The following is a 24324-nucleotide window of genomic DNA, read 5'->3' as shown; positions in this document are numbered from 1 at the left end:
ATTGTGTTTTATCAATAACTTTTACAAAGCGGAGGGCCCTTCTTCACCGGTGCGGATGTTGATTGTATTACTGATTTCATAGACAAAGATTTTCCCGTCACCCGGTTCTCCTGTTTTCAGAACCTTTTTAGCGGTCTCAGTCACTTGATCAACCGGAACCTTGCTGACCACAATTTCGACCTTCAAACGCTCATATACATTGCTTTCGATCTTGACTCCGCGATAAAGCTCCGTGTGCGCTTTTTGGAGGCCGCAGCCGTGCACGTTGGAGAATGTCAGGGACGTTACACCGATTTTCCCCAGCTCCTGCTTCAGCTTCTCAAAATTTGCCGGACGCGTTACAATTTCCACTTTGAACATTTGACCGCTCATACTGTCACTCCTCACAAATTAGTCTTGATATGCTTTTTCCCCATGCATCGTTAAATCAAGTCCAAGTGACTCTTCTTCTTCACTTGCGCGAAGGGGAAGGAAGAGACCTACAACTTTTATAATAACGAAAGTGACAATAAATACAAATACATAGGTTGCCGCTATCGCTACAATCTGCTTCCAAAGCAAGCTCGGATCACCGTAAAACAGACCGTCCGCTCCCGCTGAATTGACTGAGGTTGTCGCGAATAATCCCGTTGCGATGCCGCCCCATGTTCCGCCGATTCCGTGTAACCCGAAGGCGTCAAGCGCATCGTCGTATCCGAATCTCTGTTTAAGTGAATATATCCCCCAGAAACAAACCGCTCCGCCAATAAATCCGATAAGAATGGAAACGAAAGGTGTTACAAAGCCGGCTGCAGGCGTGATGGCGACAAGTCCTGCAATTGCTCCGGATACCGCGCCGAGCATGGTCGGTTTTTTATTAAGAATCCACTCAACTAAAATCCAGCCGAAGATTCCAGCCGCCGCTGCTGTGTTTGTATTAATAAAAGCGAACATTGCTACGCTGTCAAGGGTCAGCGCACTGCCGACATTAAAGCCGAACCAGCCGAACCAGATCAGTGCGCCGCCTAAAAAGGTGTAAATTAAATTATGCGGAGAAGAGACAGTGCCGTCTTTCCGTTTGCCCAGCACAATGGCCAGAACAAGACCGGCTACACCGGAAGAAATATGCACAACATTTCCGCCGGCAAAGTCAAGAGCGCCAAGCTGGCCGATCCAGCCTCCGCCCCAAACCCAGTGAGCAACCGGTGTATAAACAAGCGACACCCACAAAAATGAGAATACGAGGAAAGCGCCGAATCGCATCCGTTCTGCGAAACCTCCTGAAATAATCGCAGTCGTCAGGACGGCAAATGTCATTTGAAACATCATAAATAATGAATGAGGAATTGTTTCGCTATAATCCCCCGGTTCAAATCCGACTCCTTTTAACCCAATCCAATCCAGACCGCCGATGAGTGAGTTGCCTGGAGAAAACGCAAGTGTATATCCGAACAGCACCCAAACAATAGAGACGATGGCAAGGGAAGAAAAACTGTGCATCGCTGTGCTGAGCACATTCTTGCTTTTTACCATTCCTCCATAGAATAATGCTAAACCCGGGGTCATCAGCCACACGAGTAAAGCACAAAAGAACATAAATACTGTATCGCCCATTTGCATGTCTCATTCCTCCGTATCTTTCAGAAAATTATTATATTTCTTCATTATAGAGAAAAAAGAATGATAAAACATTTTCATGTAAGGTTTTCTAACATGTTTTTTGAGTGAATGTTATGAGTGACTGATGGGGATGGAAAAGAGGCGCTTTTAGAAGTGCATCTTTATATCTATAAAAAAATGATGTGGATTGCAGCTCTCAGAAAAAAGAGTTGTATTTTACATAAGTTGGTACTGTTTTTTGAAGATTGACAATATATAGAATTCCTTGTAGTGTATTAATTGTATTAATATGAATAGTACACTTTGGGAGGGGAATGTAAGGATGGAGACAAATAGCAGGCTGATGAGAACGCTGAAGCAATCTGTTCCTGCGACATTTCGGTTGTTTCTGGCGTTAAACTTTTTGTTGTACGGACTGGCGAAATTAGTGATCGGGCAATTTGGTGTACCGTCTGCTGAATCAGTAATGGCGAACGGGGAGGGGTATGGCATGGTATGGGAATTTTTTGGCTATTCCCGTCTGTATGAAATATTTATTGGAGTGGGGGAAACGGCTGCGGCCATTTTATTATTAATTCCGAGAACATATACATTGGGCGCGGTTGTGTTCTTGCCGATTATTGCGAACGTTGCAATGGTTAACTATTGTTTTAACATTGGTGTACAAGATCTCAGTACGGTTCTTTTGATAATGTGCCTCATCTTGCTGTGGATTGACCGGGGCAAGCTGTTTGCTGTCTTTTTTCAGCATCCGGCAGAAAATAAGAAGGTGACGAAGTTATGACAAACTTTATGATATTGATGCTCGCCGGAAGCTTTTTTTGTACAACCATTTATTTTTATATAAAGGAATATAAAAAAGAAAAATCATAAGAACAGCTGCGTTTATCCGGCTGTTTTTATGTGTGAAAATGTCTGATGTGTGATAAAAGAATTTATTGCAGGGTGAAGAGTAAAATAAACAATGAGAGAAACAATAACCGCATCAGGAGGAGACGTAGTTATGAACACTTCACTCAATATAAATTTTCAAAAAACAGCGTTAGCTCTGATTGATTTACAAAAAGGAATCGTGCCGGTAGACCAGAGTGGGAAAGTGGTTCCGAATGGTTTTGTGAAGGTCGCGTTTCATGATGGGACAGAAGCGCTGAAGCCGGAAACGGACGCGCCGCAGCAGGCCTCCGGTGAACAGCCGCCAGACTGGGCAGAGTTTGTTCCTGAAATAGGAGTGAAAGAAAACGATTATACCGTAACAAAGCGGCGATGGGGCGCGTTTTTTGGAACAGATTTAGATCTGCAGCTTAGAAGATGGGGGATTGATACCATAGTTCTTTGCGGGATCGCGACAAATATCGATGTGGAAAGCACGGCGCGAGAGGCTTTTCAGCTTGGGTATCAGCAGATTGTTATTACCGATGCGATGGCTGCATTCAGTGCGGAACAGCATGAATCCACACTTCGGTTCATCTTTCCGAGGATCGGCGAAACTCGTACAACGGAAGAGTTTTTAACTCAAGTCAGATGATGATTTCGAAAAAAAGCCGCGTTGTTTTTTTAACGGCTGTTGCTTCGGGAACCATGCTGAATCCTTTGAATTCATCAATGATTTCTCTTGCGCTTCACAGCATTCAGCATGAATTTGATCTGTCTTTTACGACGGTTTCCTGGCTGATTTCTTCTTTTTATCTGGCAAGTGCCGTTGCGCAGCCGGTGACAGGGAAGCTGGGAGATTTGCTCGGCCGGAAAAATATGTTTCTGTTCGGACTTATTCTTGTCGCAATATCGGCGATCGGAGCGCCTTTTGCGCCGACTTTTATGGCCTTATTGTTCATGCGGCTGTTTCAATCTATCGGAAGCAGCGCCATCTACCCATCAGGAGTAGGGCTGATCCGAAGCCATATTCATGAACGGCAGGCTTCGGCTTTAGCGGTATTGTCGATTTTCGCGTCAGCGATGACGGCTTTAGGGCCGACAGTGGGCGGTTTTTTAATTGTGTGGGGCGGATGGCCGGCGATTTTTATCGTCAATCTGCCATTTATTTTGATCAGCTTTCTTCTTGGAATGTATATGTTTCCAAAAGATAAGAAAAGAGAAGGAGCCGGCTGGAAATTGATATTCCGCAGGCTCGATGTGCCGGGGATTCTCTTGTTTGCCGGAGGAATTATTTTTTTGCTGTCTTTTTTGCTTTCTTTCAGCACAACGCCGCATTATGCAAAAGGTGTTATAGGGCTCTTGCTTCTCGGCGGATTTATATGGCGGGAGTTGAAAGTACAGCATCCATTTATTGATATCCGATTATTCAAAACGCAGCGGAGCCTGTCGGCTGTATATGTACAATTTACCATTTTGAATGTATTTTTCTATTGCTTATTTTTTGGGCTGCCGAGTTATTTTCAGGATGAAATGCATCTATCTGTTCAAACCAGCGGATTGATCATGCTGTTTATGTCAGGGATGAGTATTGTAGTTTCGCCGATTACGGGTAAATGGATTGATAAATCGGGCGAAATTCTGCCGATCCTTACGGGGGCTTTCCTGATGACAGCCGGGGCCGTGCTTTTAACCGCCTTTTTCATTCAGGCTCCGATGATAGGGAAAGGCTTGATCTTGTCTGTGTTGGGAGTAGGCTACGGGTTGGGGAATGTCGCGCTTCAGGCTGCCATGCTGAAAACAAGTCCGCCGGATATGACGGGAACCTCTTCTGGGCTGTTTCAAACCTGCCGCTACTTAGGTTCCATTCTTTCATCGGTGATTCTTGGCATTTTGTTTGGAAAAGAAATTACCGCCGGCCATTTCAGCATGCTGGGAACCATCCTCATCATTGTGGGAGCGGTAAGTCTTTTGATGGCGTTCCGATTTGCAAAACTAATGAAAGCTGCAAGCTAAAGAAGAGACAGACGATTCAGTCTGTCTCTTTTTCTTGTTCAAGCTGTTCAAAACCGAAGAGAAGGTTTGTGTACCATGTCCAATGTTATTGTCTCAATTTTCAGTTATATTAATTGACATGCGATGTCAGAAAAAGAGACATGAATGGGGAGGGGACATATGAGTATAGAAAAGATAAAGCAGCCGGCCGCCGCCGGTCTGAGCAATAAAGATCTGCTGCCTTTAGAACAGGAACAGCGAACGTGGAAAGCGGTGAATTTTGCCTCGATTTGGATGGGGTGCATTCATAATATACCGACGTATGCCACAGTAGGCGGATTAATAGCGATCGGCCTTTCGCCTTGGCAGGTGCTTGCCATCATTATTACAGCTTCTCTAATCTTATTTGGCGCACTGGCGTTAAACGGTCACGCCGGGGCGAAATACGGACTGCCGTTTCCTGTCATCATCAGAGCGTCTTACGGGGTATACGGCGCGAATATACCGGCGCTTCTGCGAGGCTTTGTTGCCATCATGTGGCTGGGCATCCAAACCTTTGCGGGGAGCACGGCTTTGCATATATTGCTCTTAAATGTATGGCCGGGATGGGGGAGCCTCGGCGGTGATTGGAATGTGCTCGGTCTTCATGCATCCGGTTTACTCTCTTTTGTGTTCTTTTGGGCTATCCATTTGCTCGTTCTGAATCACGGCATGGAGTCTATTAAAAAATTTGAAGTGTGGGCGGGTCCTTTAGTCTATCTTGTGTTCGGCGGTATGGTATGGTGGGCCGTAGATATTGCGGGAGGGCTTGGACCGATTTATTCGCAGCCTGGAAAATTTCATTCCTTTGCAGAAACATTTTGGCCGTTTGCCGCCGGAGTCACCGGCATTATTGGCATTTGGGCCACCTTAATATTGAATATTCCCGATTTCACAAGGTTTGCCAAAACGCAAAAGGAACAAATCAAGGGCCAATTCTATGGGCTTCCCGGCACATTTGCTCTTTTTGCCTTCGCGAGCATTACTGTAACGTCGGGATCGCAGGCTGCATTCGGCGAGCCTATTTGGGATGTAGTTGATATTTTAGCAAGATTCGATAACCCATATGTTATTGCTTTGTCTGTCATTACTCTCTGCATTGCCACAATCTCCGTAAACGTGGCAGCTAATATTGTGTCTCCGGCCTATGATTTGGCGAATGTATGGCCGAAGTATATTAATTTTAGGCGGGGCAGCTATTTGACGGCGGTTCTTGCTTTGTTCACGATCCCTTGGAAACTGATGGAGAGCGCAACAAGTGTATATGCGTTTCTCGGATTGATCGGCGGCATGCTCGGCCCGGTCGCCGGCGTCATGATGGCTGATTATTTCATCATTCGAAAACGGCAGCTTTTTATTGATGAACTTTATTCTGAAACCGGACGATACGCATATTACAAAGGGTATAATTATCGGGCGTTTCTTGCGACATTTCTGGGGGCCCTGATTTCTTTAATTGGGATGTACGTTCCGGCGCTCGCCGGTTTATATGACATTTCATGGTTTGTCGGCGTTCTGATATCCTTTCTGTCCTATATCACTCTCATGCGCCTTCATCCGCCTTATCCCGCGGCGGTTCCTGTGCCATATGCTGTGAACGATAGACAAGTAAAATGATATAAAAAAAGAAGCCGGCTGGAATCGGCTTCTTTTTTGGTTAATCTGCTATTGAAACGTTCCCTTCGGCTTCTAAGCTCAAAGGCTTTCTCCGGCTCCACGTGTAAAGAACCAAGGAGACGAGGACAAACAGACCCGCTGATAAATAAATGGCATGGAAACCGGCGGAAGCAACAAACAGCCCGAATACATACGATCCCGCAGCGATCCCGGTATCAAAGAAAGTAAAGAACGTTGCCGTTGCAAAACCTGAGCGGTGGGCGGGCGAATTTTGGATAGCTAACGTCTGCATACAAGGGACGATAGAGCCATATCCAAGCCCAATTACAGCGCCTGATAATAAAAGCATCCATCCGCTGTTTGTGAAGGACAGCAGGCATAAACCGACTGAGAAAATCAAGATTGACGGATAAATCACAATCCCCGGTCCGACTCTGTCAAACAGTTTGCCGGTAAATGGGCGTGCAAGCATCATCGTGACAGCGAAACACACGAAGAAATAACCGCTGATATTAAGCAGGTCGATTGATTTCGCGTAGACTGACAAAAATGACGTCACACTTGAATAGCAAAAGGAAATAAACAACCCAACAATCGCGATCTTAAGCGCGCCTTTCTCAAACATGTCAGAAAAGGAAAAGCGGAATACGGTCGTTCCTGTCTCTGTCCCCTTCGGAATTTTAATGAGCAGCGTAACAAAAAAGCCCAGAGAAATAAACACTGCAAAAATCGTGAAGAAAACCGGGAAGGATATCACTTTGACCAGACTAAGCCCGAGAAAAGGACCGATAGCCATGGCGAGGTTCATCGACATCGCAAAATAGCCTAATCCTTCTCCACGCCGTTTCATCGGGATGATGTCAGCCGCAATCGCACCGGTTACCGTCGTTAATATACTGAACCAAATGCCTTGGAAAAATCGTAAGGCGAGCAGTAAATAAAAATCATGAATCGGCATATAAAGAAAAGAAGAGAGCGCAAAGACAGCCAAGGCAATAACGGCCATTCTTTTCTTTCCGAACCGCTCAATAATCGGCCCGGAAAACGGGCGGGTGATAATGGCAGATAGCAGGAACAGGCTGATTAAGAGTCCTCCTTGAGATTCGGTGCCGCCAAGCTCCTGAATCATATATATCGGCAGCACGGCTAAAAACGTATAAAAGAAAACAAAAACAAATAAGTTCACAAGCACAACCATAATAAAGTCTTTGGTCCAAATAGGTTCAGCTTTTTTCAAATGTATGGCACTTCCTTTTCTTAACCTTTATTTAAAAACAGCTTCAAAAAATGAGAAAAAGCTTCTTTCTCTTTATCTTCGTACTCCGCAAGCAGCTGTTCCTCAAACTCAAGCATTTTTACATTAATTTCGTCGTATTTTTTCTCGGCTTCATGAGTCAGGACAACGAGTTTTTCCCGTTTGTCTTCGCCCTGTTCACGCTGTATCCAGCCGTTTTCTTCAAGGCGTTTGATCGTACGCGTAACCGTTGGTGCTTCCACGTTTAAATAGGACCAGATCTCTTTTTGAGTCATCGGTCCGATTGTTCGCAAACAATATAGAATCGTCCACTGGGATGAGAAAAGGCCGAATGGTTCCAGCTGTTCATTGGCTTTTTTTGTAATCAGGCGGGCGCTTTGATTGATTTGGTGGATGAGGTGTCTGTTGACGTAGGACATTTTTTTCTCCTTTTGAAAAAAACTTACCTAAGTAAGTAAATACATTTTCTTATTTTACAGCAGCGTTGGCCGGATGTAAAGAAAAAATGTAGAGAGGCGAAATAGTTTGGAGGAGTGAAAAAAGTTCCATAAACCCCTTGTCCGCATTGAGTTTTTAGCATATTCCCCAATGAATGCTAATACACTGTTACAAACCTAACAAAGAGAGTGTTTGAGGTGAGGGATCGTGGGCATATTTCAAAAATCTACTTATAATATCATACAACGAAGAAGCGACATCATCAGTGTATCTTTACAGAATACGGATCTCATTTCACACTTCTCACATCCATTTTAGGGAGGTCGAGTGGTGTGCACGATTACATCAAAGAGCGAACAATCAAGATAGGGAAGTATATCGTGGAGACGAAGAAAACCGTTCGTGTCATTGCGAAGGAGTTTGGTGTTTCCAAAAGTACAGTACACAAAGATTTAACAGAGCGTCTGCCGGAAATCAATCCTGACTTGGCAAACGAAGTGAAGGAAATACTCGATTATCATAAATCCATCAGGCACTTACGGGGAGGAGAAGCAACAAAACTGAAATATAAAAAAGATGAAATTCTCGAAGGAGAGCCCGTTCAGCAATCGTAAAATATCCAGTGCTGATCAGCTTATGTTTGTCTTCCGACAATCTTCAGTGAAAATCCACAAAATTTTGTAAAGAACTTATGTTACTGCAACTTTTTTTCTAGAATTTATGATAATATATATAATTAGGGCACAATGTGGATATTTACTGTGAAACAGATTTTCAAGGAGGATATAAATAGATGTTTGCAAGGGATATTGGTATTGACCTCGGTACTGCAAATGTACTGATCCATGTAAAAGGTAAAGGAATAGTTTTGAATGAGCCATCCGTTGTCGCTCTTGACAAAAACAGCGGTAAAGTGCTGGCGGTTGGAGAAGAAGCAAGACGAATGGTTGGACGTACACCTGGGAATATTGTTGCGATTCGCCCGCTGAAAGACGGGGTTATCGCAGATTTTGAAGTAACTGAAGCGATGCTGAAACATTTTATTAACAAACTGAATGTGAAAGGCCTTTTCTCAAAGCCGCGCATGCTCATTTGCTGCCCGACAAACATTACGTCTGTTGAGCAAAAAGCAATTAAGGAAGCTGCTGAAAAAAGCGGCGGGAAGCATGTGTTTCTTGAAGAAGAACCCAAAGTTGCCGCTATCGGCGCGGGTATGGAAATATTCCAGCCAAGCGGTAACATGGTTGTAGACATCGGAGGCGGGACGACTGATATCGCAGTTATTTCAATGGGCGATATTGTCACCTCCTCTTCTATTAAAATGGCTGGGGACAAGTTTGACATGGAAATCTTAAATTATATCAAACGCGAGTACAAGCTGCTGATTGGCGAACGTACTGCTGAAGATATTAAGGTTAAAGTCGCAACGGTTTTCCCAGACGCACGTCAAGAGGAAATCTCCATTCGCGGTCGGGACATGGTTTCCGGTCTTCCAAGAACAATTACAGTAAACAGTAAAGAAGTTGAAGAAGCCCTTCGCGAATCTGTCGCTGTTATTGTGCAGGCAGCTAAACAAGTGCTTGAAAGAACACCGCCGGAACTTTCCGCAGACATTATTGACCGCGGCGTCATCATCACAGGTGGAGGCGCACTCTTAAACGGGCTTGATCAGCTGTTAGCCGAGGAGCTTAAAGTTCCCGTTCTTGTCGCTGAGAACCCGATGGATTGTGTGGCAGTCGGCACAGGTGTGATGCTTGATAATATGGACAAGCTTCCTAAACGCAAACTAAGCTGATGATCAACCTCATTCTGATAAAGAATGAGGTTTTTTTCTGAAAAGGCTTCACGATATCCGAATGTACGCCGATAATATTATAAAATACTGAAACTAATTATAGAACGAATGTTCCTCTGTGACAACTGGAAAAAATGTGATTTTTGAGGTGGAAAATTTGTTAAAAGGATTATATACCGCAACATCCGCAATGATCAGCCAGCAGCGCCGGACGGAAATGCTTTCTAATAATATCGCGAATGCAAACACGTCGGGCTATAAAGAAGATCAAGGCTCTATGCGCGCATTTCCTGACATGCTGCTAAGCAGAATAGAAGCAAAATCCCCGGGAGGAGTATCGAAGAAAGAAATCGGTTCTCTGAACACCGGCGTATATATGCAGGAGCTCAAGCCTCTTTTTACTCAAGGAAGCCTTCAATCAACCGATCAGCCAACAGACATCGCGCTTGTGGAAAACCAGCTCCCTGTAAATGGAGAAACAAATGAAAACGCGGCTCTTTTTTATCCGGTAGAAACGGCGAACGGCGATGTGAGATATTCAAAAAGCAGCACATTTTCGTTAAATGAAAATAATCAGCTGACGATCAACGGAAATCCTGTGTTATCAACTGACGGGCAGCCGATCACTGTGGATAATGAAAATTTCACTGTGTCCGAAAACGGCACGGTTACCACAAACGGAAGGACAGCCGGACAGATTGACATCAGAATGGAAGAGGATGTCCGCAATTTGAAAAGGGACGGCAATGATTTATACAGCACGGCCGACGGCAATGATCTGCCGAGCGCAGCCGGCAATCCGGAAGTGTCTTATTCATTAAAGCAAGGCCTTTCTGAGCTTTCTAATGTAGATGTCACGAGCGCCTATACAGAAATGACTGAAGCGTACCGAACCTTTGAAGCGAATCAAAAGGTCATTCAGGCTTACGACAAAAGTATGGATAAAGCCGCAAATGAAATCGGTAAAATTTAAGATAACGGAAGAAAAAACGGAGGGCTTCAACTATGCTCAGATCAATGCTCACGGCTTCAACGACGCTGAATCAACTGCAGCAGCAGATTGATACAATCAGCAGCAACCTTTCAAACAGCAGTACGACCGGCTATAAGGCGAAGAATACGAATTTTTCTGAGCTAGTCAGACAGCAGTTCGATCAGGTTGATGAAAAAAATGATAATGTGGCAAAAGCGCGGAAAACTCCGCCCGGACTGCGTCTCGGGGTAGGCGCCGCCATGAATGCGCGCCTTGTATCCGATCAGGGGAGCATCGAGAAAACGGAACGTGATTTGGACATCGCGTTTACATCTCCTTATCAGTATCTCCAGGTGAATGTGAATGGAAATCGTCAGTATACAAGAGACGGGGCGCTTTATTTAACCCCTGCAGCCGGGAATGACAATCAGCTTCAACTGGTGACGGGGGATGGATATCCGGTTCTTGATGAAAACGGAAACCCAATCAACATTGATGATTCAATGAAACAGATCACTATCAGCGAAAACGGGACGCTGACGGCTTCAACCGGCAATGCTGGAGGTGCATCGCAGCAGTTTAATCTCGGTGTTGTCCAAGTTAATAATCCGCAAGAGCTGAAATCGGAAGGAAATAATCTTTTCTCCCTCAACGGGAATGCGGCAGCAGCCCTTGAAGAGCTGAACGGCGCAAACCGGCAAAGTATCGGGATTCAGCAGGGCGCGCTTGAAATGTCGAATGTGGATATTTCGAAACAAATGACAGATTTAATCAGCTCGCAGCGCTCCTATCAGCTGAACAGCCGGACAATTACAATGGGTGACCAAATGCTTGGTTTGGTTAACTCCGTCAGATAATCATAGAAAGACTCGGGCGTTTTCAATCAGCCGCGCATGATAAAAAATGCGGCTTTTTCGAAATCGCCCTTATTTTTGTAGTATCCAGCGATGTCTTCTAAAAGCACTTCCAAATCAACCCATGCTTCTATTTTTTCCAACTCGAAAACCAGCTCCTGCAAGGTGTCATACGGGTCTTCCTCACATGTGTAGAGAGCCTCCAGTATGTTCAGCTTCAATTTGATTGTTTCTATATTCACTTTGTCAGATAATTCTTTCCCTTTTTGTAAAACGGATTTCCCTTCGCTTATGAGACCGGTTTTAAAAAAGGATCGAACTGATTCGTATATGCAGTGAAGATAGGATACAGGCGAATTCAGTTCGAATTCTCTGTTGTTCAGAACTTTTTTGAAATAAACCAAAGCTTCTTTGTCCTGTTTTTCGGTGGCCTTTAAAAATCCCAAGTTATAGTAAGCGTGGCACAGAAGATTATAATCATTCATTTCTGCGGTTTTCTTTATAATCTCTTTAAAGAGCTGTTCGGCTTCCTCATAGCGTAATTGGTCTATGTAGTTGACCGCGAGTAAAAGCTGGCAGCTTAATACTTTTTTGATATAACCAAATTGATGCTCATAGATCTGCATCGCTTTTGAAACATATTGAACAGAGAGCGGCGGCGATTTCATCAAATAATAAGCCCCGGCGGTTTTGTAATAAAATTCAGCGGCTTCAAACTTATTTTGGATGGCCGGCAGGTTTTTTTCAGCTTCTTTAAAATGAGAAACAGCGTTTTTGGGTGCGGCTTTCACCATTTCGTATAATCCGGAAAAAAAGTGTAAATAATATTTTAATTCATTGCTCATGTTGTCTTCTTGTTTTTTGAGATCATCAAATAATGCCTTCAGTCCGTCCCTGTTTTCAAAAAGGAGCTGAAAGCGCGACAGAAATAATTGATAATGCATCCAAAGCTTTGTATTCTTTTTGATTTTGGGAAGGTTCTGATCGATTTTCTCTTTGAATGTGCAGGCGAGATCCAGCTGGCGTTTGCCCATTGATATATACCATTCATTTAACAGATTCTTTAGTCGTTTTTCAGTAAACTTCGAAATCATTTTCCTACCTCTTTACTTATGGTAAAATCTTTATTTATCATATCACAACTACAGACGGGTCTCATTACCAGCTGGTTACACTTGAACGCGGTTGAAAAAGAAATTGATTCATAATATACTTCCAAATGTACAGAATGGATCAGCTTATACTTTCTATACATACTATTGTCGATGAAGGAGATGTCAAGAGAATGCTTGATACTCAGCAAATTAAAGAAATTATTCCTCACCGTTATCCGTTTTTGCTTGTAGATAGAATTACGGAAGTGGAAGAAGGAAAACGGGCTGCAGGCTATAAAAATGTAACAGCTAATGAAGAGTTTTTTAATGGCCATTTTCCTGAATATCCGGTAATGCCCGGCGTATTAATCGTGGAGGCTCTTGCTCAGGTCGGAGCTGTCGCTATGCTTATAAAAGAAGAAAACCGAGGCAGACTCGCATTTTTCGCCGGTATTGATAATTGCCGTTTTAAAAGACAAGTGAAGCCTGGCGATCAGCTTCAGCTGGAAGTTGATATTACTCGCGCGCGCGGTACAATCGGCCGCGGAAAAGGCGTTGCTAAAGTTGACGGCGAAGTGGTTTGCGAAGTTGAACTGACTTTTGCCCTCGGCGAGTAAGTGAAAAGAGACAGATGGGCAGCGGCACATTTGTCTTTTTTTCTTTCAAAACAAAAAAAGCAGGTGATTGTATGTGGAAAGAGTTTAAGACCTTTGCCATGCGCGGGAACATTGTTGACCTTGCGATTGGTGTTGTGATAGGGGGCGCGTTCGGAAAGATCGTCACATCGCTTGTCAATGATATCATTATGCCTTTAGTTGGCTTGCTTCTGGGAGGGCTTGATTTTTCAGGGCTGTCATTTACATTCGGTGATGCGGTCGTCAAATACGGCAGTTTTATTCAAACCATTGTGAATTTCTTAATCATATCGTTCTCTATTTTTATTATGATTCGGACTTTGAATCAATTGAGACGTAAGAAAGAAGCAGAAGAAGAGGCCGAGGAGGAAGCGCAGGATCCGCAAGAAGAGTTATTGAAAGAAATCAGGGACTTGCTGAAGCAGCAGACAAGGTCTCCTGAATAAAAGAGACTGCCGCTGAAATGCGGCAGTCTTTTTTTATAGGCTATGGGATTCCCGTATTTCCTATTGTTCTGCATCTGGAGACGTGCTTAAGGGTTTAGGAGAATCTGGTGTTTCAGTAATGTATATCACCATCGATACAGCTGTGCCGGCATCCGGTGTGCTGCGGATGTTCAATTCACTGCCGCAGAAATGCTTGAGCCGCTGGTTGATATTTTTCAGTCCGACGCTGCGATCGAAGTCTTGAGACAGGATATCTTTTTGTTTTTCCGGCGCAATGCCAACACCGTTATCTTCAACTTGGACGTAATATTCGTTCCTGCTTTGTTTTTTTGCTGTCAGCTTAACCCATCCTCCGCCTCTTTTTTTGCTGATTCCGTGATGGACGGCATTTTCCACCAGCGGCTGAATCATTAAAGGCGGAAGTATAAAGTCAATGTCTTCATCAATATCGAAAAGGGTGTTCAGCCGGTCGCCAAAGCGCGTCTTTTCTATAGAAAGATAGGAACTGATGATCGAAAACTCATTTCTGAATGAACTGATGGCCGATGTGTTTCGGAAATCAAAACTCATCCGTAAGTAGTTGGTGAATTCAGCCGTTACTTCACGCGCTTTTTCAATATCCAAATGACTGAGAGCAATAATCGTGTTTAACACATTGTAAAGAAAGTGTGGCTTGATTTGCGATTGCAGAAATGCCATCTCCATATTTGTCGCTTGGTTTGCTGTATGTTTCATCATAATGAGGTTTTTAATACGCGCCATAAATTCAGAGTAATGATAAGGTTTTTGCAAAATGTCATTGGCCCCGGCATGAAAAGCTTTGTACTTGTCATGGCCGATAATGGCTGCTGTAACGATCAGGACAGGAAGGTCAACCATGCTGAATCGTTCCCGAATGTTCATGCACACTTCGAAACCAGTCATATCCGGCATCATCAGATCCAATATAACCAAATCAAGCTTAGATCGGGAGACCACTTCTAATGCCTCTTTTCCGTTTTTTGCTGCAATTACGTTATAAGGAACACCTTGGAGCATATCGTTTAAAATTTTTAAGCTTTCGATATTGTCATCGACAATCAAAATCGTCGCAGCATCAATTTTCTCAGAGTAATAAGGCGTACTAAAAGAGATATCTGACATATCCCTTCCGGATGGCAATTCAGGCAGCCAATCTTTTACTTCAGGCACAACATCATCTTGAGCTGCAGGCAATGTGAAATGGAATGCCGATCCTTTCCCCGCTTCTGATTCTACCCAAATGTCTCCGTTTTGGAGCTTAACCAGCTGTTTCACAATGCTTAAGCCCAGGCCGGCCCCGTCGTCTTTATTCATTTCAGCCTGCTGAAAAGATTCAAATATGGTTTGGCGATCGGTCTCTGGAATGCCGATTCCGGTATCCGCTACTGTCATCTTGATCGTCCTATTATTGAGTCTGACAGCGAAGAGTGTGATTTGTCCCTCAGGTGTATACTTTATGGCATTGTCTACAAGGTTGGTTAAGATTTGCCGAAAACGGTTTTCATCCGCAAGTACCATAGGAAGGCCGGCTGGTATATGGTTCACAATGTTGAGGTTTTTATGTTTAGCCAAAAGCCGGTAAAAGTTCATTTCGGAACAAATCACAGTATAAATGTCAACGGGAACCGGATGAATCTGCAGCATGCCTTGCTTTATTTTTTCTAGATCGAGGATGTCATTCACCAGATTGGACAGCCTGTAGCCCATCCGTATGACAAGCTGCATATTATCTTTCTCTTCTTCTATCGTTCTTTGTCTTCTGCCGGCCAGCAAGGTTTGGCATATATTAATAATGCTGTTCAGCGGCGTTTTAAATTCATGCGATGTTTTTGCAATGAACTCATCCTTTAGCCTGTCAATATTGAGCAATTTCCGTGTCAGGACTTCATTTTCGCGGAAAGCGCCTGCGAATTGCTGCGCCATCAAAAGAACAATCGCCAGCAAAGCGATGACTGTTGGCACTGAATAAATCGAATTAAATGAAAAAGCCGTTTTGCCGCTGTAAGCGGAAATGGTGGTTAAAATGACAAAAGAGCTCATTGATATAGATGCAATTGTAAGATATAAGCTTCCTTCCATCTTGCGGATCGCAGCAATTGTAAAAATATACGTAATATAAATCAGAGTCGAAACGGCTAACACAGAATGTAATATGTATGAGGCATGGTCTATAAAACGCCCGGATAAAAAATCTGTGGCCAGAATGATTCCAGAGACAACAGTCGCTGCGAGTATAAATCTTTTTGAAACAATCTCCCTGTAAGCGAAATAGAGATAGAGAAAAACAGCAATACTGACAAGCACCGTAGTGACTGCCGTCAAAGATTTAGACAATACATATGAAATTGAGGGGAAGAGAAGATATATGACCCGTTCTTTTCCGATCAAAAGAATAATGAACGAAAAAAGAAGACACATCACAGCAAAAAATAATAAGTGCTTATCCTTTTTTCTTTGCAGGAAAAAACCGAGAAAATACAATCCGGTGATGAAAAAAGCCGTGATCATAACAGAATCATTAAGAAAGGAAATCTTATTTTCCCGTAATATTTGCTCCTGGGTTCCAAAAGTAATCGGTTTTGCAATCCCCCATCCCGGCGATTTTCCGAAGTTTGAGTATTGTAAAATGAGTTCATTTTCGCCCTTATGAATTTTAAAATAGCTCGTATACGGTCTGTTTTGCGCCGTAAAATCTGGTTTGTTTGCAGGGCTGCCGCTTTGGCCGATTAACTCTCCATTAAGATAGATACGATTTGAACTGTAGATAAAAGACGTGCTGATTCCGAACATTTGATTGTCTTGATTCGATTGGATGATCAGCTTATATGTGCCATAATCCACATTGATACCCTGTTTCACGATTTCTACATTGCTGGGGACATCGACAAATATTGGGTCCTTCCCTTTGGCTGAATGGATATCTTTTGGCGACAGCAGCTGATTTGGATATAAAGTCCACTTTCCGTTCAGCTGTACGTTTCCATCCTTCTGAAAATTCCAATCCTCCAGATGAATAACCCCATCTCTCGCTTCAGGAAAGGTTGTTCCAGACAGGTGATTCATAACCGTAAATAAAATAAAGAAAGCTGCATAACCGGAAATAATCAAAATAAAAATAAATTTCTTTTTCAACATCAAGTCTCCCTTTTCAAATAAGATCATTCTAATTCCCACTTCTTTGTAAATATTGTAATCTCAAGCTCTCCAAAACTACAATGGAAAGAAAAATAATTCAAATAAAGGGGCTATTTGGCATGATATAATAGAATTATTTACTGATATTCGATTTACATATAGGGTGGGATGTGTTTTTGAACGCGTTAATTGTTGATGATGAGCATCTGGCATTGCTTCATTTTAAGAATATGCTTGAACGGACAAACGCTTTTCAAACCATTATGGCATTTCAAGATCCGATTGAAGCTCTGGAGCATGCGGCGATCCCTGCTGTAGATGCAGTGTTTCTTGATATTGAAATGCCCGGAATAAATGGCATTGAGCTTGCTGAAACAATTCAATCGCTAAATGAAAACGTCCAAGTCGTTTTTATCACGGCTTATAATGAGTTTGCTATCAAAGCGTTTGAATTGAATGCCATTGATTACTTGCTGAAGCCTGTAAATGACAAGCGGCTGGAGACAACCGTTGAACGTATCAGAACGAATAACATGCTTAAAGCACCTGCAGAAAATACCGAGGCGTATTTTTTCATTCAATGTTTTGGAAGCCTGCAGTTTCATCAAACCTTAAAGGGTGTCAAAACAAACATTCCAGTCAAGTGGAGAACGTCTAAGGCGCGTGAAGTCTATGCTTTTTTACTTCATAATCAAGGACGTGTAGTCAGTAAAGACGTGATAATCGACCTTTTTTGGCCCAATTACGATGTTTCAAAAGCAAGCACCCAGCTTTACTCAACCATATACCAAATAAGGAAATTAATCGGCCAAGTTCCTTTCAGCCAATCAATCGAGAAGACCGACACAGGGTATATTCTTCGATTTTCAGGCGTAAAAATTGATGTTGTTGAATGGGAAAAATCACTGAAAGAGGCTCCGCCGCTTAATGCATCTACATTAAACCAGCACATAGATATGTTAATGTCATACGAAAATCATTACTTTATGGAGCACGGATACTTGTGGGCAGAACCGGAAAAAACGCGTCTTGCCCAACTGTGGATCGGCAAGGCTTATGAACTGATTGATTTTTTTATGCATGAAATGAACTACAGTCAAGCGATGGACATTTGCCTGCAGGTTGAGAAAATTGAACCTTTCGATCATAAAATTATGCAATACAAAATGCAGGTATTTAACAAAAACGGAAAGGTAGAAGAGGCGATAAAGGAATATCAGCGCTACAAACAAATGAAAGATCAGATTAATTAAATAAGCAAAAAATTTATCTAAACCAGTGCGTGTCGATTGCCTTTCGATGCACACTGGTTTTTTTGTACATGTCACCTAAAGGGAAGGCCCTCGCCATATGTCTGAAACTTCAAATCTCCAATTCACTTGAATCATTTTTTGTTGTACAGAAATTGTATAGTTCCATTTCATACAATGTAGTTTGGTTCGGATGGCAAATCTTCGTTCTGAAACCCATTCGGCATGAGCAGTTCATTTTGGGGCATGAGACATGATTTTATGGTCTCGCGTATCAATCGGCAAGTGAAAAATAGATATAAAAGGGAGGAATGAAAAGGTGAGAACGAGGAGTTTTCCCTTAGGGCTGAAAAAAAGCGGGCGGATCGTTATGATCATAAGCCTTGCCATCTTTTTCTTCTTCAGCCAGATCGCCAGCTATACTCTTACCGCACAGGCTGTGGATGTAACGTCAAGTGACAGCCAATTTTTCGATTCAGTGACGGTCAAGGACGGTAAGAATCAGATTGTTGACGGGTCAAAAGGAAATGAGCCGGCATTAACGCCGGGGGATGAAGTGACACTGACATATGAATGGTCATTGAAAAAAGATAAAGAAGCAGACAGCGAACAAGGTATCAATGTGGAGATTCCTGAAAGCTTTACATTTGATAAAGGTGCAGAAGGTGAGATCAAATCTGCTGATCAGGTCATCGGCAGCTATCAAGTACCGGCGGGCAGCAGCAACATGACGGTAAAATTAACAACTGCATCCGCGGATTCTCCAGATGCCAAGGGGACCATTACACTGTCTGCCGCGTTTGCTGCAGATGTAAAAGACGATGAACATACAGTAGCAGCCCTTTTTCAACTAGGGGGAGGCAAAACCCAGCAGGTGGTCATCCCTGTTAAGAAAGAAGAGACACCAGATGCCGAGGCGGAAGAGCCGAAAAACGACTCTTCTGATACTGCGGGTGATCAGAAAGGGACAGATGACAAATCTGCACCTTCAGTCAGCAAGGATCAAAAAGAGGAAGAACAGCAACCGTCAGCCGATTCTAAGAGCGGGGATTCCTCTAATTCAAAAAAAGTGTCATCCTCAAGTCAATCAGCTTTCAAAAGTATGCAAACTGAAGAAAAACAAATCACGCAACATATTTTAACCGGCGTGACATTGACGGATGAAAACGGAGAGCCATATGACAAGAGCAATCGCGCCAAGACGAATTCTCCGGTGAAAATTTCAATTGATTGGGCCATTCCTGACGATTTAGGAAAAACAATCAATGACGGCGATAAATATGAATTTGATTTGCCTAAAGAATTTGTTATGCATAATGACATTGTGAACCTGCCGTTAAGCGCCGGCGACAACACATACGGGACATTTTCTATTGATACGAACGGGCATGTGGTGATGACATTTAACGGCGAGATAAAAGAAAGTTCTAATGTCAAAGGCACATTGGTTATCAATACGCAGTTCAACGAGAAAAAAATAAAGGGTTCGACAACACAAAAGATCCCATTTCCTGTGAGTTCCGATACTCCTGAAACAACAGTTTATTTTAAACCAAATGTGAGTAAAACCATTGACAAATCAGGTGCACTGGATAAAGCCATCAACCCCAGTAAAGTAACATGGACGGTCGATGTCAATAAAAAGTTGGATCAAGTCAAGAATGCCAAACTCATGGAAAGCCTTCCAGAAGGCTTAATCTACCGTTCAGTTAAAGTGTATGAACTCAATGTGAACATTGATGGTTCTGTCAGCAGAGGAAATGAAGTTTCTTCCGGCTACAGTGTTGATTCAAAAGGAAATGTCACATTTGACGGGACAATTGATTCAGCCTACCGCCTTGTGTACGAAACCGACATTGACAATAGTGTAAAGCTGAGTGGAGGCGGAAATATAACGCTGACGAACAAGGCGGCATTCAGCGGAGATAATCTGGAACCAATTTCTGCAGAAGCCACTGTTGCAGCCAAATATGGAAAAATGATCGCAAAATCATCGACCGGCTATGATGGAGAATCTCAAACATTCAGCTGGGCTCTTTCATACAACTATGGTGAGAAACAGATCGACCAATCCAAGGCCAGCATTAAGGATTCTTTTGGAACTGGCGATTTGCATCTCGTGAAAGATTCTTTGAAGGTTATTCCTATTACCTTTGGACAGAATGGCAGCGAGCAAGCGGGCACGCCTTTAAAGGAAGGCGAGGATTACACGCTGATCGATAATGGAAGCGGTTTTGAAATCAAATTTAATAAAACCGTTACCAGCGCTTACAAAGTCACATATCAAACAAAGGTCAACAGCGGAGTCATCATTGATAAATCTACAACATACACCAATAGCGTGGTGACCGGAACAGGGGATTCAAAAGAAGCTTCTGGAATAGCCATTCAGCAGAATCTCATCAAAGGATATTCAAACGTTGATTATGAGAAGAAGACGGTTGATTGGACGATCACAGTTAATAAAAACCGCTACACAATGAACAATTGGACTTTAGATGATCAATTCGACAGCGGCGGTCTGGCGTTAATTGACGGGTCATTCAAGATTCAAGACACAACGAATAACAAAACATTGCAGGAAGGCAAAGACTACACTTTCACAAAAAAACCTGATCATAAAGGCTTTACTTTGGCATTGATCGGGGATTACGCAAAAACAGACAGTCAATTTAAGATCACTTATGCGACAACTTTCAATGCCGATTATTCCAACGAAAGCGTTAAGAATACAGCTCAGTCGACATGGACTGATCAAAACGGCAATGAGCGCACGAATAAGGTATCAAGCGGTTTTACGCCGAATCATCAGACTTCAAATAATGGTTTCAAAAATGGTTCATACAACGCGGTTTCAAAGGAAATCACATGGAAAATCGGCGTCAATTATAATGGCGAGCCGACGAAAAATCCTTATATAAAAGATGCCATAACAGATCCTCAGCAATTTGTGCCGGGTTCCGTTGTGGTTAAGAGTTATACGATCAATAAAAACGGTTCCATCACAGAAGGAGACGCGCTTGACCCTTCCAAGTATGATGTCGAAGAGCCTTCTGCGAATAATGAACGCACTCTGACGGTACACCTTAAAACAGGTGATTCTGTATCATATCTGATTGAGTTTAAGACATCACTCAAAGGACAGGTCATTGATCAGAGTCAGTACACAAACAAGGCAACATACTATAATGACGGTCATGCAGACCGCACGTTGACGGGTTCTGTTTCGGTTGCAAACGGAGGAAACCTGGTTTTCAAAGGCGGCAAACAAAATGGAAGCTACATCGATTGGAATATCAATGTAAACTCCAGCCAATCAACGCTGGATGACGTTAAAGTTACTGACACGCCGGATGATAATCAAATACTAGATGCAGATTCTTTTAAAGTATATCAAGCAAAATATGATGAAAACGGAGTGGTCAAAGACAGCAGCGGAAATCTTACCGCGGGCGATGTCGAGCTTCAAAAAGACAAAGATTACACGGTAGACATCAAAACCGACAATTCAACAGGTGAACAATCGTTTGTCCTTCAATTCATAGGCAGCTATAAGCAAATTGACCGTGCCTATGTGATCAAATACCGGTCTCTGATTAACATAGCCGGTACGAACGGGCACGTTAAAAATAAGGTGTCCATTTCTGGAACAAATGTGAAGGAACAGATTCAAGAAACCAGCAGCTCGATCTTTGTTGCCATTTCAAGCGGCGACGGTTCCGGATCTGGAGAAAAAGGTAGCCTGACGATTTTTAAGACAGGAGAGGACGATAAAGCTCTTGGAGGAGCAGAGTTTCAGTTATGGTCTAAAGACGCCAAGCAGCTCCTGCGCACCGGCACAACAGGTGCCGATGGTAAGCTTACATTCGGAAATATTCGCTACGGCTCTTACGTATTAAAAGAAGTAAAAGCGCCGGAGGGGTATACCATCAGTCATGCTTATGTAAATGGAGTCTCTGTTAAGATAGACAGCAATTCCTCCAAGGAAGGGGCGCTGCACAAAGTCGTAAATCAACAGAACAAGGTGACGCTTATCAAAAAAGACGAACAAAAAAAACCTTTATCTGGTGCTGTTTTCAAGCTGGAGAAAAAGGCGAGCAACGGCACCTATACTTTGATAGAAACGGATATCAAAAGCGATAAAAACGGAAAAATCGAAATGAATGGTTTGCCGGCGGGCTATTACCGCCTGACAGAAACGAAAGCCCCTGCTGGCTTTATCGTGAATACAAAAGCGATTCATTTCTCAATCGCAAAGAATGATAAGAATCAAGTGTCTGACGTAGAATTGGGAGAAATGGTCAATTATCAAGGAAGGGCCTATTTAACGAAGGAAGATGCCGCAGGGCAGAAACTCGAAGGAGCCGTTTTCAAGATTATCGATGACGAAGGCCATACGGTTCAAGAAGAGCTGACTTCGGATAAAGACGGAAAAGTCGAGGCTTCGGGCCTTGCCCCGGGACGCTACGCTTTTGTCGAAACAAAAGCCCCGAACAAATATGTATTAAACACCGAGAAACGAGAGTTTACCATCTCTGAATCAGCAGAAGGAAAGCCGGAGTCAGCAGATGCCGGGATAGCCGTTAACTATAAAGGCTCCGTTCAGCTGGTGAAGGAAGATGCCAAAGGGCAGAAACTTGAAGGAGCCGTTTTCAAGATTGTCGATGACGAAGGAAATACGGTTCAAGAAGAGCTGACCTCGGATAAAGACGGAAAAGTCACAGCTTCAGGCCTCGCACCTGGACGCTACGCCGTTGTCGAAACGAAAGCGCCTGAGGGTTATGTGCTGAACACGGAGAGAAAAGAGTTCACCATCTCTGAATCAGCAGAAGGAAAGCCGGAGTCAGCAGATGCCGGGATAGCCGTTAACTATAAAGGCTCCGTTCAGCTGGTGAAGGAAGATGCCAAAGGGCAGAAACTTGAAGGAGCCGTTTTCAAGATTGTCGATGACGAAGGAAATACGGTTCAAGAAGAGCTGACCTCGGATAAAGACGGAAAAGTCACAGCTTCAGGCCTCGCACCTGGACGCTACGCTTTTGTCGAAACGAAAGCGCCTGAGGGTTATGTGCTGAACACGGAGAGAAAAGAGTTCACCATCTCCGAATCAGCAGAAGGAAAGCCAAAGTCAGCAGATGCCGGGATAGCCGTTAACTATAAAGGCTCCGTTCAGTTGACGAAAATAGACCAAGATGAAAAAGGATTAGCCGGTGCAGTTTTCAAAATTGTTGACAACAATGGAAACACTGTAAGAGATGACCTTGTCTCAAAAGAAGGCGGTAAAATTGAGGTTGACGGTTTGGCTCCGGGAAGCTATCAATTTGTTGAAAAACAGGCGCCAGACGGCTATCTCCTATCCGAAAGCCCGGTGCCGTTCACCATTAAGGCTGAACATGGCGGCCAACCAGAACAAGTTGAATTAACAGCTGTCAACACCGAGAACCGTGTCGTTCTCACAAAAGTGGATCAACATGATAAAGAGAAAGTTCTCCAAGGAGCAGAATTCAATCTGACAGATGCCAACGGCAAAGTTCTGAAATCCGGCCTGACAACTGATGACAAAGGACAGATTACCGTACACGGTCTTAGAGCGGGAGAGTATCAGTTTGTCGAAATAAAAGCGCCAGTGAATTACAGTTTGGATAAAACGCCAATATCGTTCAAGATCACCAATACTGAAACAAAGCCAATCGAAATCACGGCAGAGAACATACTGACACCAGGCGACGTGAAACTGACAAAAGTGGATCAAGACGATAAAAAAGCCGTTTTGGAGGGTGCTGAATTCAAGTTATTGGATGCCAGCGGCAAGCCTGTAAAAACCGACGGCTATGGCAAAGGACTTCCGGAATTCTGGAAAACAAATAAAAATGGACAATTCACTATCAAAGGCCTTGCGCCGGGACGCTACCAGCTTATCGAAACGAAGGCGCCTGATGGCTATAAACTGGATGAAACACCAATTGTATTCACAATTGAAAAAGGACAGCCAAAACCTGTTGAGATTGTCGCTTCTAATCAAAAATTAAAAACGCCAACGCCGAGCAATGATACACCGGATAATGTGAAGGGAGATGGACAGCATCCAAGAACCGATGGTACGGATGGTCATGTGAAAACAGACGACTCACATCCAAAAGCCGATGATACAGCTGGCCATACCAAAACAGACAATTCCCTTCCGAAAACCGGTGATACAGACAGTACGGTGCCGGTTATGATCGGCATTCTGCTTCTCTTAGCAGGAGGAGCTATGGCTCATGTCTCAAGAAAGAAACAAAGAAAGGCATAAATGTGATGGCACCTGATCT

At 43.3% G+C, this 24324-nt stretch carries 19 protein-coding genes and 1 pseudogene; 13 read left to right on the top strand and 7 right to left on the bottom strand.

Features of this window, described 5'->3' with window-relative positions; translation table 11 throughout:
• Positions 1–21 precede the first annotated feature (21 nt).
• Together AAHT65_RS04085 and AAHT65_RS04080 are read right to left on the bottom strand one after the other, a co-directional pair.
• A complete protein-coding gene (locus tag AAHT65_RS04085) occupies positions 22–372 on the bottom strand; it encodes a P-II family nitrogen regulator (RefSeq protein WP_003326598.1) in 351 nt (116 codons plus the stop codon).
• Between the two features lie 18 nt (positions 373–390).
• The gene (locus AAHT65_RS04080; RefSeq protein ID WP_088118135.1) at positions 391–1599 is read right to left on the bottom strand and encodes an ammonium transporter; all 1209 of its coding nucleotides are present in this window, start codon (positions 1597–1599) and stop codon (positions 391–393) included.
• Between the two features lie 322 nt (positions 1600–1921).
• On the opposite strand from AAHT65_RS04080, the gene AAHT65_RS04075 reads away from it, so the two are divergent.
• The 4 genes from AAHT65_RS04075 to AAHT65_RS04060 all read left to right on the top strand — a co-directional run bounded on the left by AAHT65_RS04075 (position 1922) and on the right by AAHT65_RS04060 (position 6120).
• Entirely contained in the window at positions 1922–2383 is a 462-nt protein-coding gene (locus tag AAHT65_RS04075) for a hypothetical protein (protein WP_010790174.1), read from the top strand.
• Positions 2384–2602: 219 nt separating this feature from the next.
• The gene (locus AAHT65_RS04070; RefSeq protein WP_343311021.1) at positions 2603–3124 is read left to right on the top strand and encodes an isochorismatase family protein; all 522 of its coding nucleotides are present in this window, start codon (positions 2603–2605) and stop codon (positions 3122–3124) included.
• On the top strand, positions 3124–4485 hold the full coding sequence (locus AAHT65_RS04065) for an MFS transporter (protein WP_343311020.1): 1362 nt from the start codon (positions 3124–3126) through the stop codon (positions 4483–4485). The genes AAHT65_RS04070 and AAHT65_RS04065 overlap by 1 nt, the downstream gene beginning before the upstream one ends.
• 159 nt (positions 4486–4644) lie before the next feature.
• Positions 4645–6120, top strand: coding sequence for an NCS1 family nucleobase:cation symporter-1 (locus AAHT65_RS04060; protein ID WP_343311019.1), 1476 nt, complete (start codon positions 4645–4647; stop codon positions 6118–6120).
• Positions 6121–6160: 40 nt separating this feature from the next.
• On the opposite strand, the gene AAHT65_RS04055 is transcribed toward AAHT65_RS04060, so the two are convergent.
• Both AAHT65_RS04055 and AAHT65_RS04050 read right to left on the bottom strand, forming a co-directional pair.
• The gene (locus AAHT65_RS04055) at positions 6161–7357 is read right to left on the bottom strand and encodes an MFS transporter (protein ID WP_003326606.1); all 1197 of its coding nucleotides are present in this window, start codon (positions 7355–7357) and stop codon (positions 6161–6163) included.
• A gap of 20 nt (positions 7358–7377) precedes the next feature.
• Positions 7378–7794 (bottom strand): MarR family winged helix-turn-helix transcriptional regulator, encoded by a 417-nt coding sequence (locus tag AAHT65_RS04050; RefSeq protein ID WP_003326607.1) that lies wholly within the window; start codon positions 7792–7794, stop codon positions 7378–7380.
• 226 nt (positions 7795–8020) lie between these two features.
• On the opposite strand from AAHT65_RS04050, the gene AAHT65_RS04045 reads away from it, so the two are divergent.
• The 5 genes from AAHT65_RS04045 to AAHT65_RS04025 all read left to right on the top strand — a co-directional run bounded on the left by AAHT65_RS04045 (position 8021) and on the right by AAHT65_RS04025 (position 11438).
• Entirely contained in the window at positions 8021–8131 is a 111-nt protein-coding gene (locus AAHT65_RS04045; protein ID WP_072053239.1) for a protein usd, read from the top strand.
• Between the two features lie 14 nt (positions 8132–8145).
• A complete protein-coding gene (gene spoIIID / locus AAHT65_RS04040; RefSeq protein WP_003221804.1) occupies positions 8146–8427 on the top strand; it encodes a sporulation transcriptional regulator SpoIIID in 282 nt (93 codons plus the stop codon).
• Positions 8428–8606: 179 nt separating this feature from the next.
• Positions 8607–9608 (top strand): cell shape-determining protein Mbl, encoded by a 1002-nt coding sequence (gene mbl / locus AAHT65_RS04035; protein ID WP_003326608.1) that lies wholly within the window; start codon positions 8607–8609, stop codon positions 9606–9608.
• Positions 9609–9765: 157 nt separating this feature from the next.
• Positions 9766–10581 (top strand): flagellar hook-basal body protein, encoded by an 816-nt coding sequence (locus AAHT65_RS04030; RefSeq protein WP_003326609.1) that lies wholly within the window; start codon positions 9766–9768, stop codon positions 10579–10581.
• Between the two features lie 32 nt (positions 10582–10613).
• On the top strand, positions 10614–11438 hold the full coding sequence (locus tag AAHT65_RS04025) for a flagellar hook-basal body protein (protein ID WP_088118130.1): 825 nt from the start codon (positions 10614–10616) through the stop codon (positions 11436–11438).
• 26 nt (positions 11439–11464) lie between these two features.
• Here the strand turns inward: AAHT65_RS04025 and AAHT65_RS04020 are convergent, their stop codons facing one another.
• The gene (locus AAHT65_RS04020) at positions 11465–12529 is read right to left on the bottom strand and encodes a tetratricopeptide repeat protein (RefSeq protein WP_003326611.1); all 1065 of its coding nucleotides are present in this window, start codon (positions 12527–12529) and stop codon (positions 11465–11467) included.
• Between the two features lie 191 nt (positions 12530–12720).
• On the opposite strand from AAHT65_RS04020, the gene fabZ reads away from it, so the two are divergent.
• Both fabZ and mscL read left to right on the top strand, forming a co-directional pair.
• Positions 12721–13146, top strand: a complete 426-nt coding sequence (fabZ, locus tag AAHT65_RS04015) for a 3-hydroxyacyl-ACP dehydratase FabZ (RefSeq protein ID WP_088118129.1) — start codon at positions 12721–12723, stop codon at positions 13144–13146.
• Positions 13147–13217: 71 nt separating this feature from the next.
• Entirely contained in the window at positions 13218–13610 is a 393-nt protein-coding gene (gene mscL, locus AAHT65_RS04010; protein WP_088118128.1) for a large conductance mechanosensitive channel protein MscL, read from the top strand.
• 60 nt (positions 13611–13670) lie between these two features.
• Here mscL and AAHT65_RS04005 read toward each other — a convergent pair whose 3' ends face one another.
• Both AAHT65_RS04005 and AAHT65_RS04000 read right to left on the bottom strand, forming a co-directional pair.
• Positions 13671–14648 (bottom strand): histidine kinase, encoded by a 978-nt coding sequence (locus AAHT65_RS04005; RefSeq protein WP_244205094.1) that lies wholly within the window; start codon positions 14646–14648, stop codon positions 13671–13673.
• Between the two features lie 177 nt (positions 14649–14825).
• Positions 14826–16139: pseudogene (locus tag AAHT65_RS04000) on the bottom strand (ATP-binding protein); the annotation flags it as partial.
• An 803-nt stretch (positions 16140–16942) separates the two neighbouring features.
• Between AAHT65_RS04000 and AAHT65_RS03995 the strand changes: the two are divergent.
• Together AAHT65_RS03995 and AAHT65_RS03990 are read left to right on the top strand one after the other, a co-directional pair.
• The gene (locus AAHT65_RS03995; protein ID WP_088118127.1) at positions 16943–18019 is read left to right on the top strand and encodes a response regulator; all 1077 of its coding nucleotides are present in this window, start codon (positions 16943–16945) and stop codon (positions 18017–18019) included.
• Between the two features lie 316 nt (positions 18020–18335).
• Positions 18336–24305 (top strand): SpaA isopeptide-forming pilin-related protein, encoded by a 5970-nt coding sequence (locus tag AAHT65_RS03990; protein WP_343311018.1) that lies wholly within the window; start codon positions 18336–18338, stop codon positions 24303–24305.
• Positions 24306–24324 lie beyond the last annotated feature (19 nt).

This window comes from Bacillus atrophaeus (assembly GCF_039519175.1).
In the GTDB taxonomy this organism is placed as follows: Bacteria; Bacillota; Bacilli; order Bacillales; family Bacillaceae; genus Bacillus; species Bacillus atrophaeus.
Note: the sequence above shows the minus strand (reverse complement) of the source record. Positions and strands in the feature narration are given on the sequence as shown.

Coding starts and splice junctions, on each gene's coding strand:
- AAHT65_RS04085 (WP_003326598.1), bottom strand. CDS start 372: ATGAGCGGTCAAATGTTCAAAGTGGAAATTGTAACGCGTCCGGCAAAT.
- AAHT65_RS04080 (WP_088118135.1), bottom strand. CDS start 1,599: ATGCAAATGGGCGATACAGTATTTATGTTCTTTTGTGCTTTACTCGTG.
- AAHT65_RS04075 (WP_010790174.1), top strand. CDS start 1,922: ATGGAGACAAATAGCAGGCTGATGAGAACGCTGAAGCAATCTGTTCCT.
- AAHT65_RS04070 (WP_343311021.1), top strand. CDS start 2,603: ATGAACACTTCACTCAATATAAATTTTCAAAAAACAGCGTTAGCTCTG.
- AAHT65_RS04065 (WP_343311020.1), top strand. CDS start 3,124: ATGATTTCGAAAAAAAGCCGCGTTGTTTTTTTAACGGCTGTTGCTTCG.
- AAHT65_RS04060 (WP_343311019.1), top strand. CDS start 4,645: ATGAGTATAGAAAAGATAAAGCAGCCGGCCGCCGCCGGTCTGAGCAAT.
- AAHT65_RS04050 (WP_003326607.1), bottom strand. CDS start 7,794: ATGTCCTACGTCAACAGACACCTCATCCACCAAATCAATCAAAGCGCC.
- mbl (WP_003326608.1), top strand. CDS start 8,607: ATGTTTGCAAGGGATATTGGTATTGACCTCGGTACTGCAAATGTACTG.
- AAHT65_RS04025 (WP_088118130.1), top strand. CDS start 10,614: ATGCTCAGATCAATGCTCACGGCTTCAACGACGCTGAATCAACTGCAG.
- AAHT65_RS04020 (WP_003326611.1), bottom strand. CDS start 12,529: ATGATTTCGAAGTTTACTGAAAAACGACTAAAGAATCTGTTAAATGAA.
- fabZ (WP_088118129.1), top strand. CDS start 12,721: ATGCTTGATACTCAGCAAATTAAAGAAATTATTCCTCACCGTTATCCG.
- mscL (WP_088118128.1), top strand. CDS start 13,218: ATGTGGAAAGAGTTTAAGACCTTTGCCATGCGCGGGAACATTGTTGAC.
- AAHT65_RS04005 (WP_244205094.1), bottom strand. CDS start 14,648: ATGCTCCAAGGTGTTCCTTATAACGTAATTGCAGCAAAAAACGGAAAA.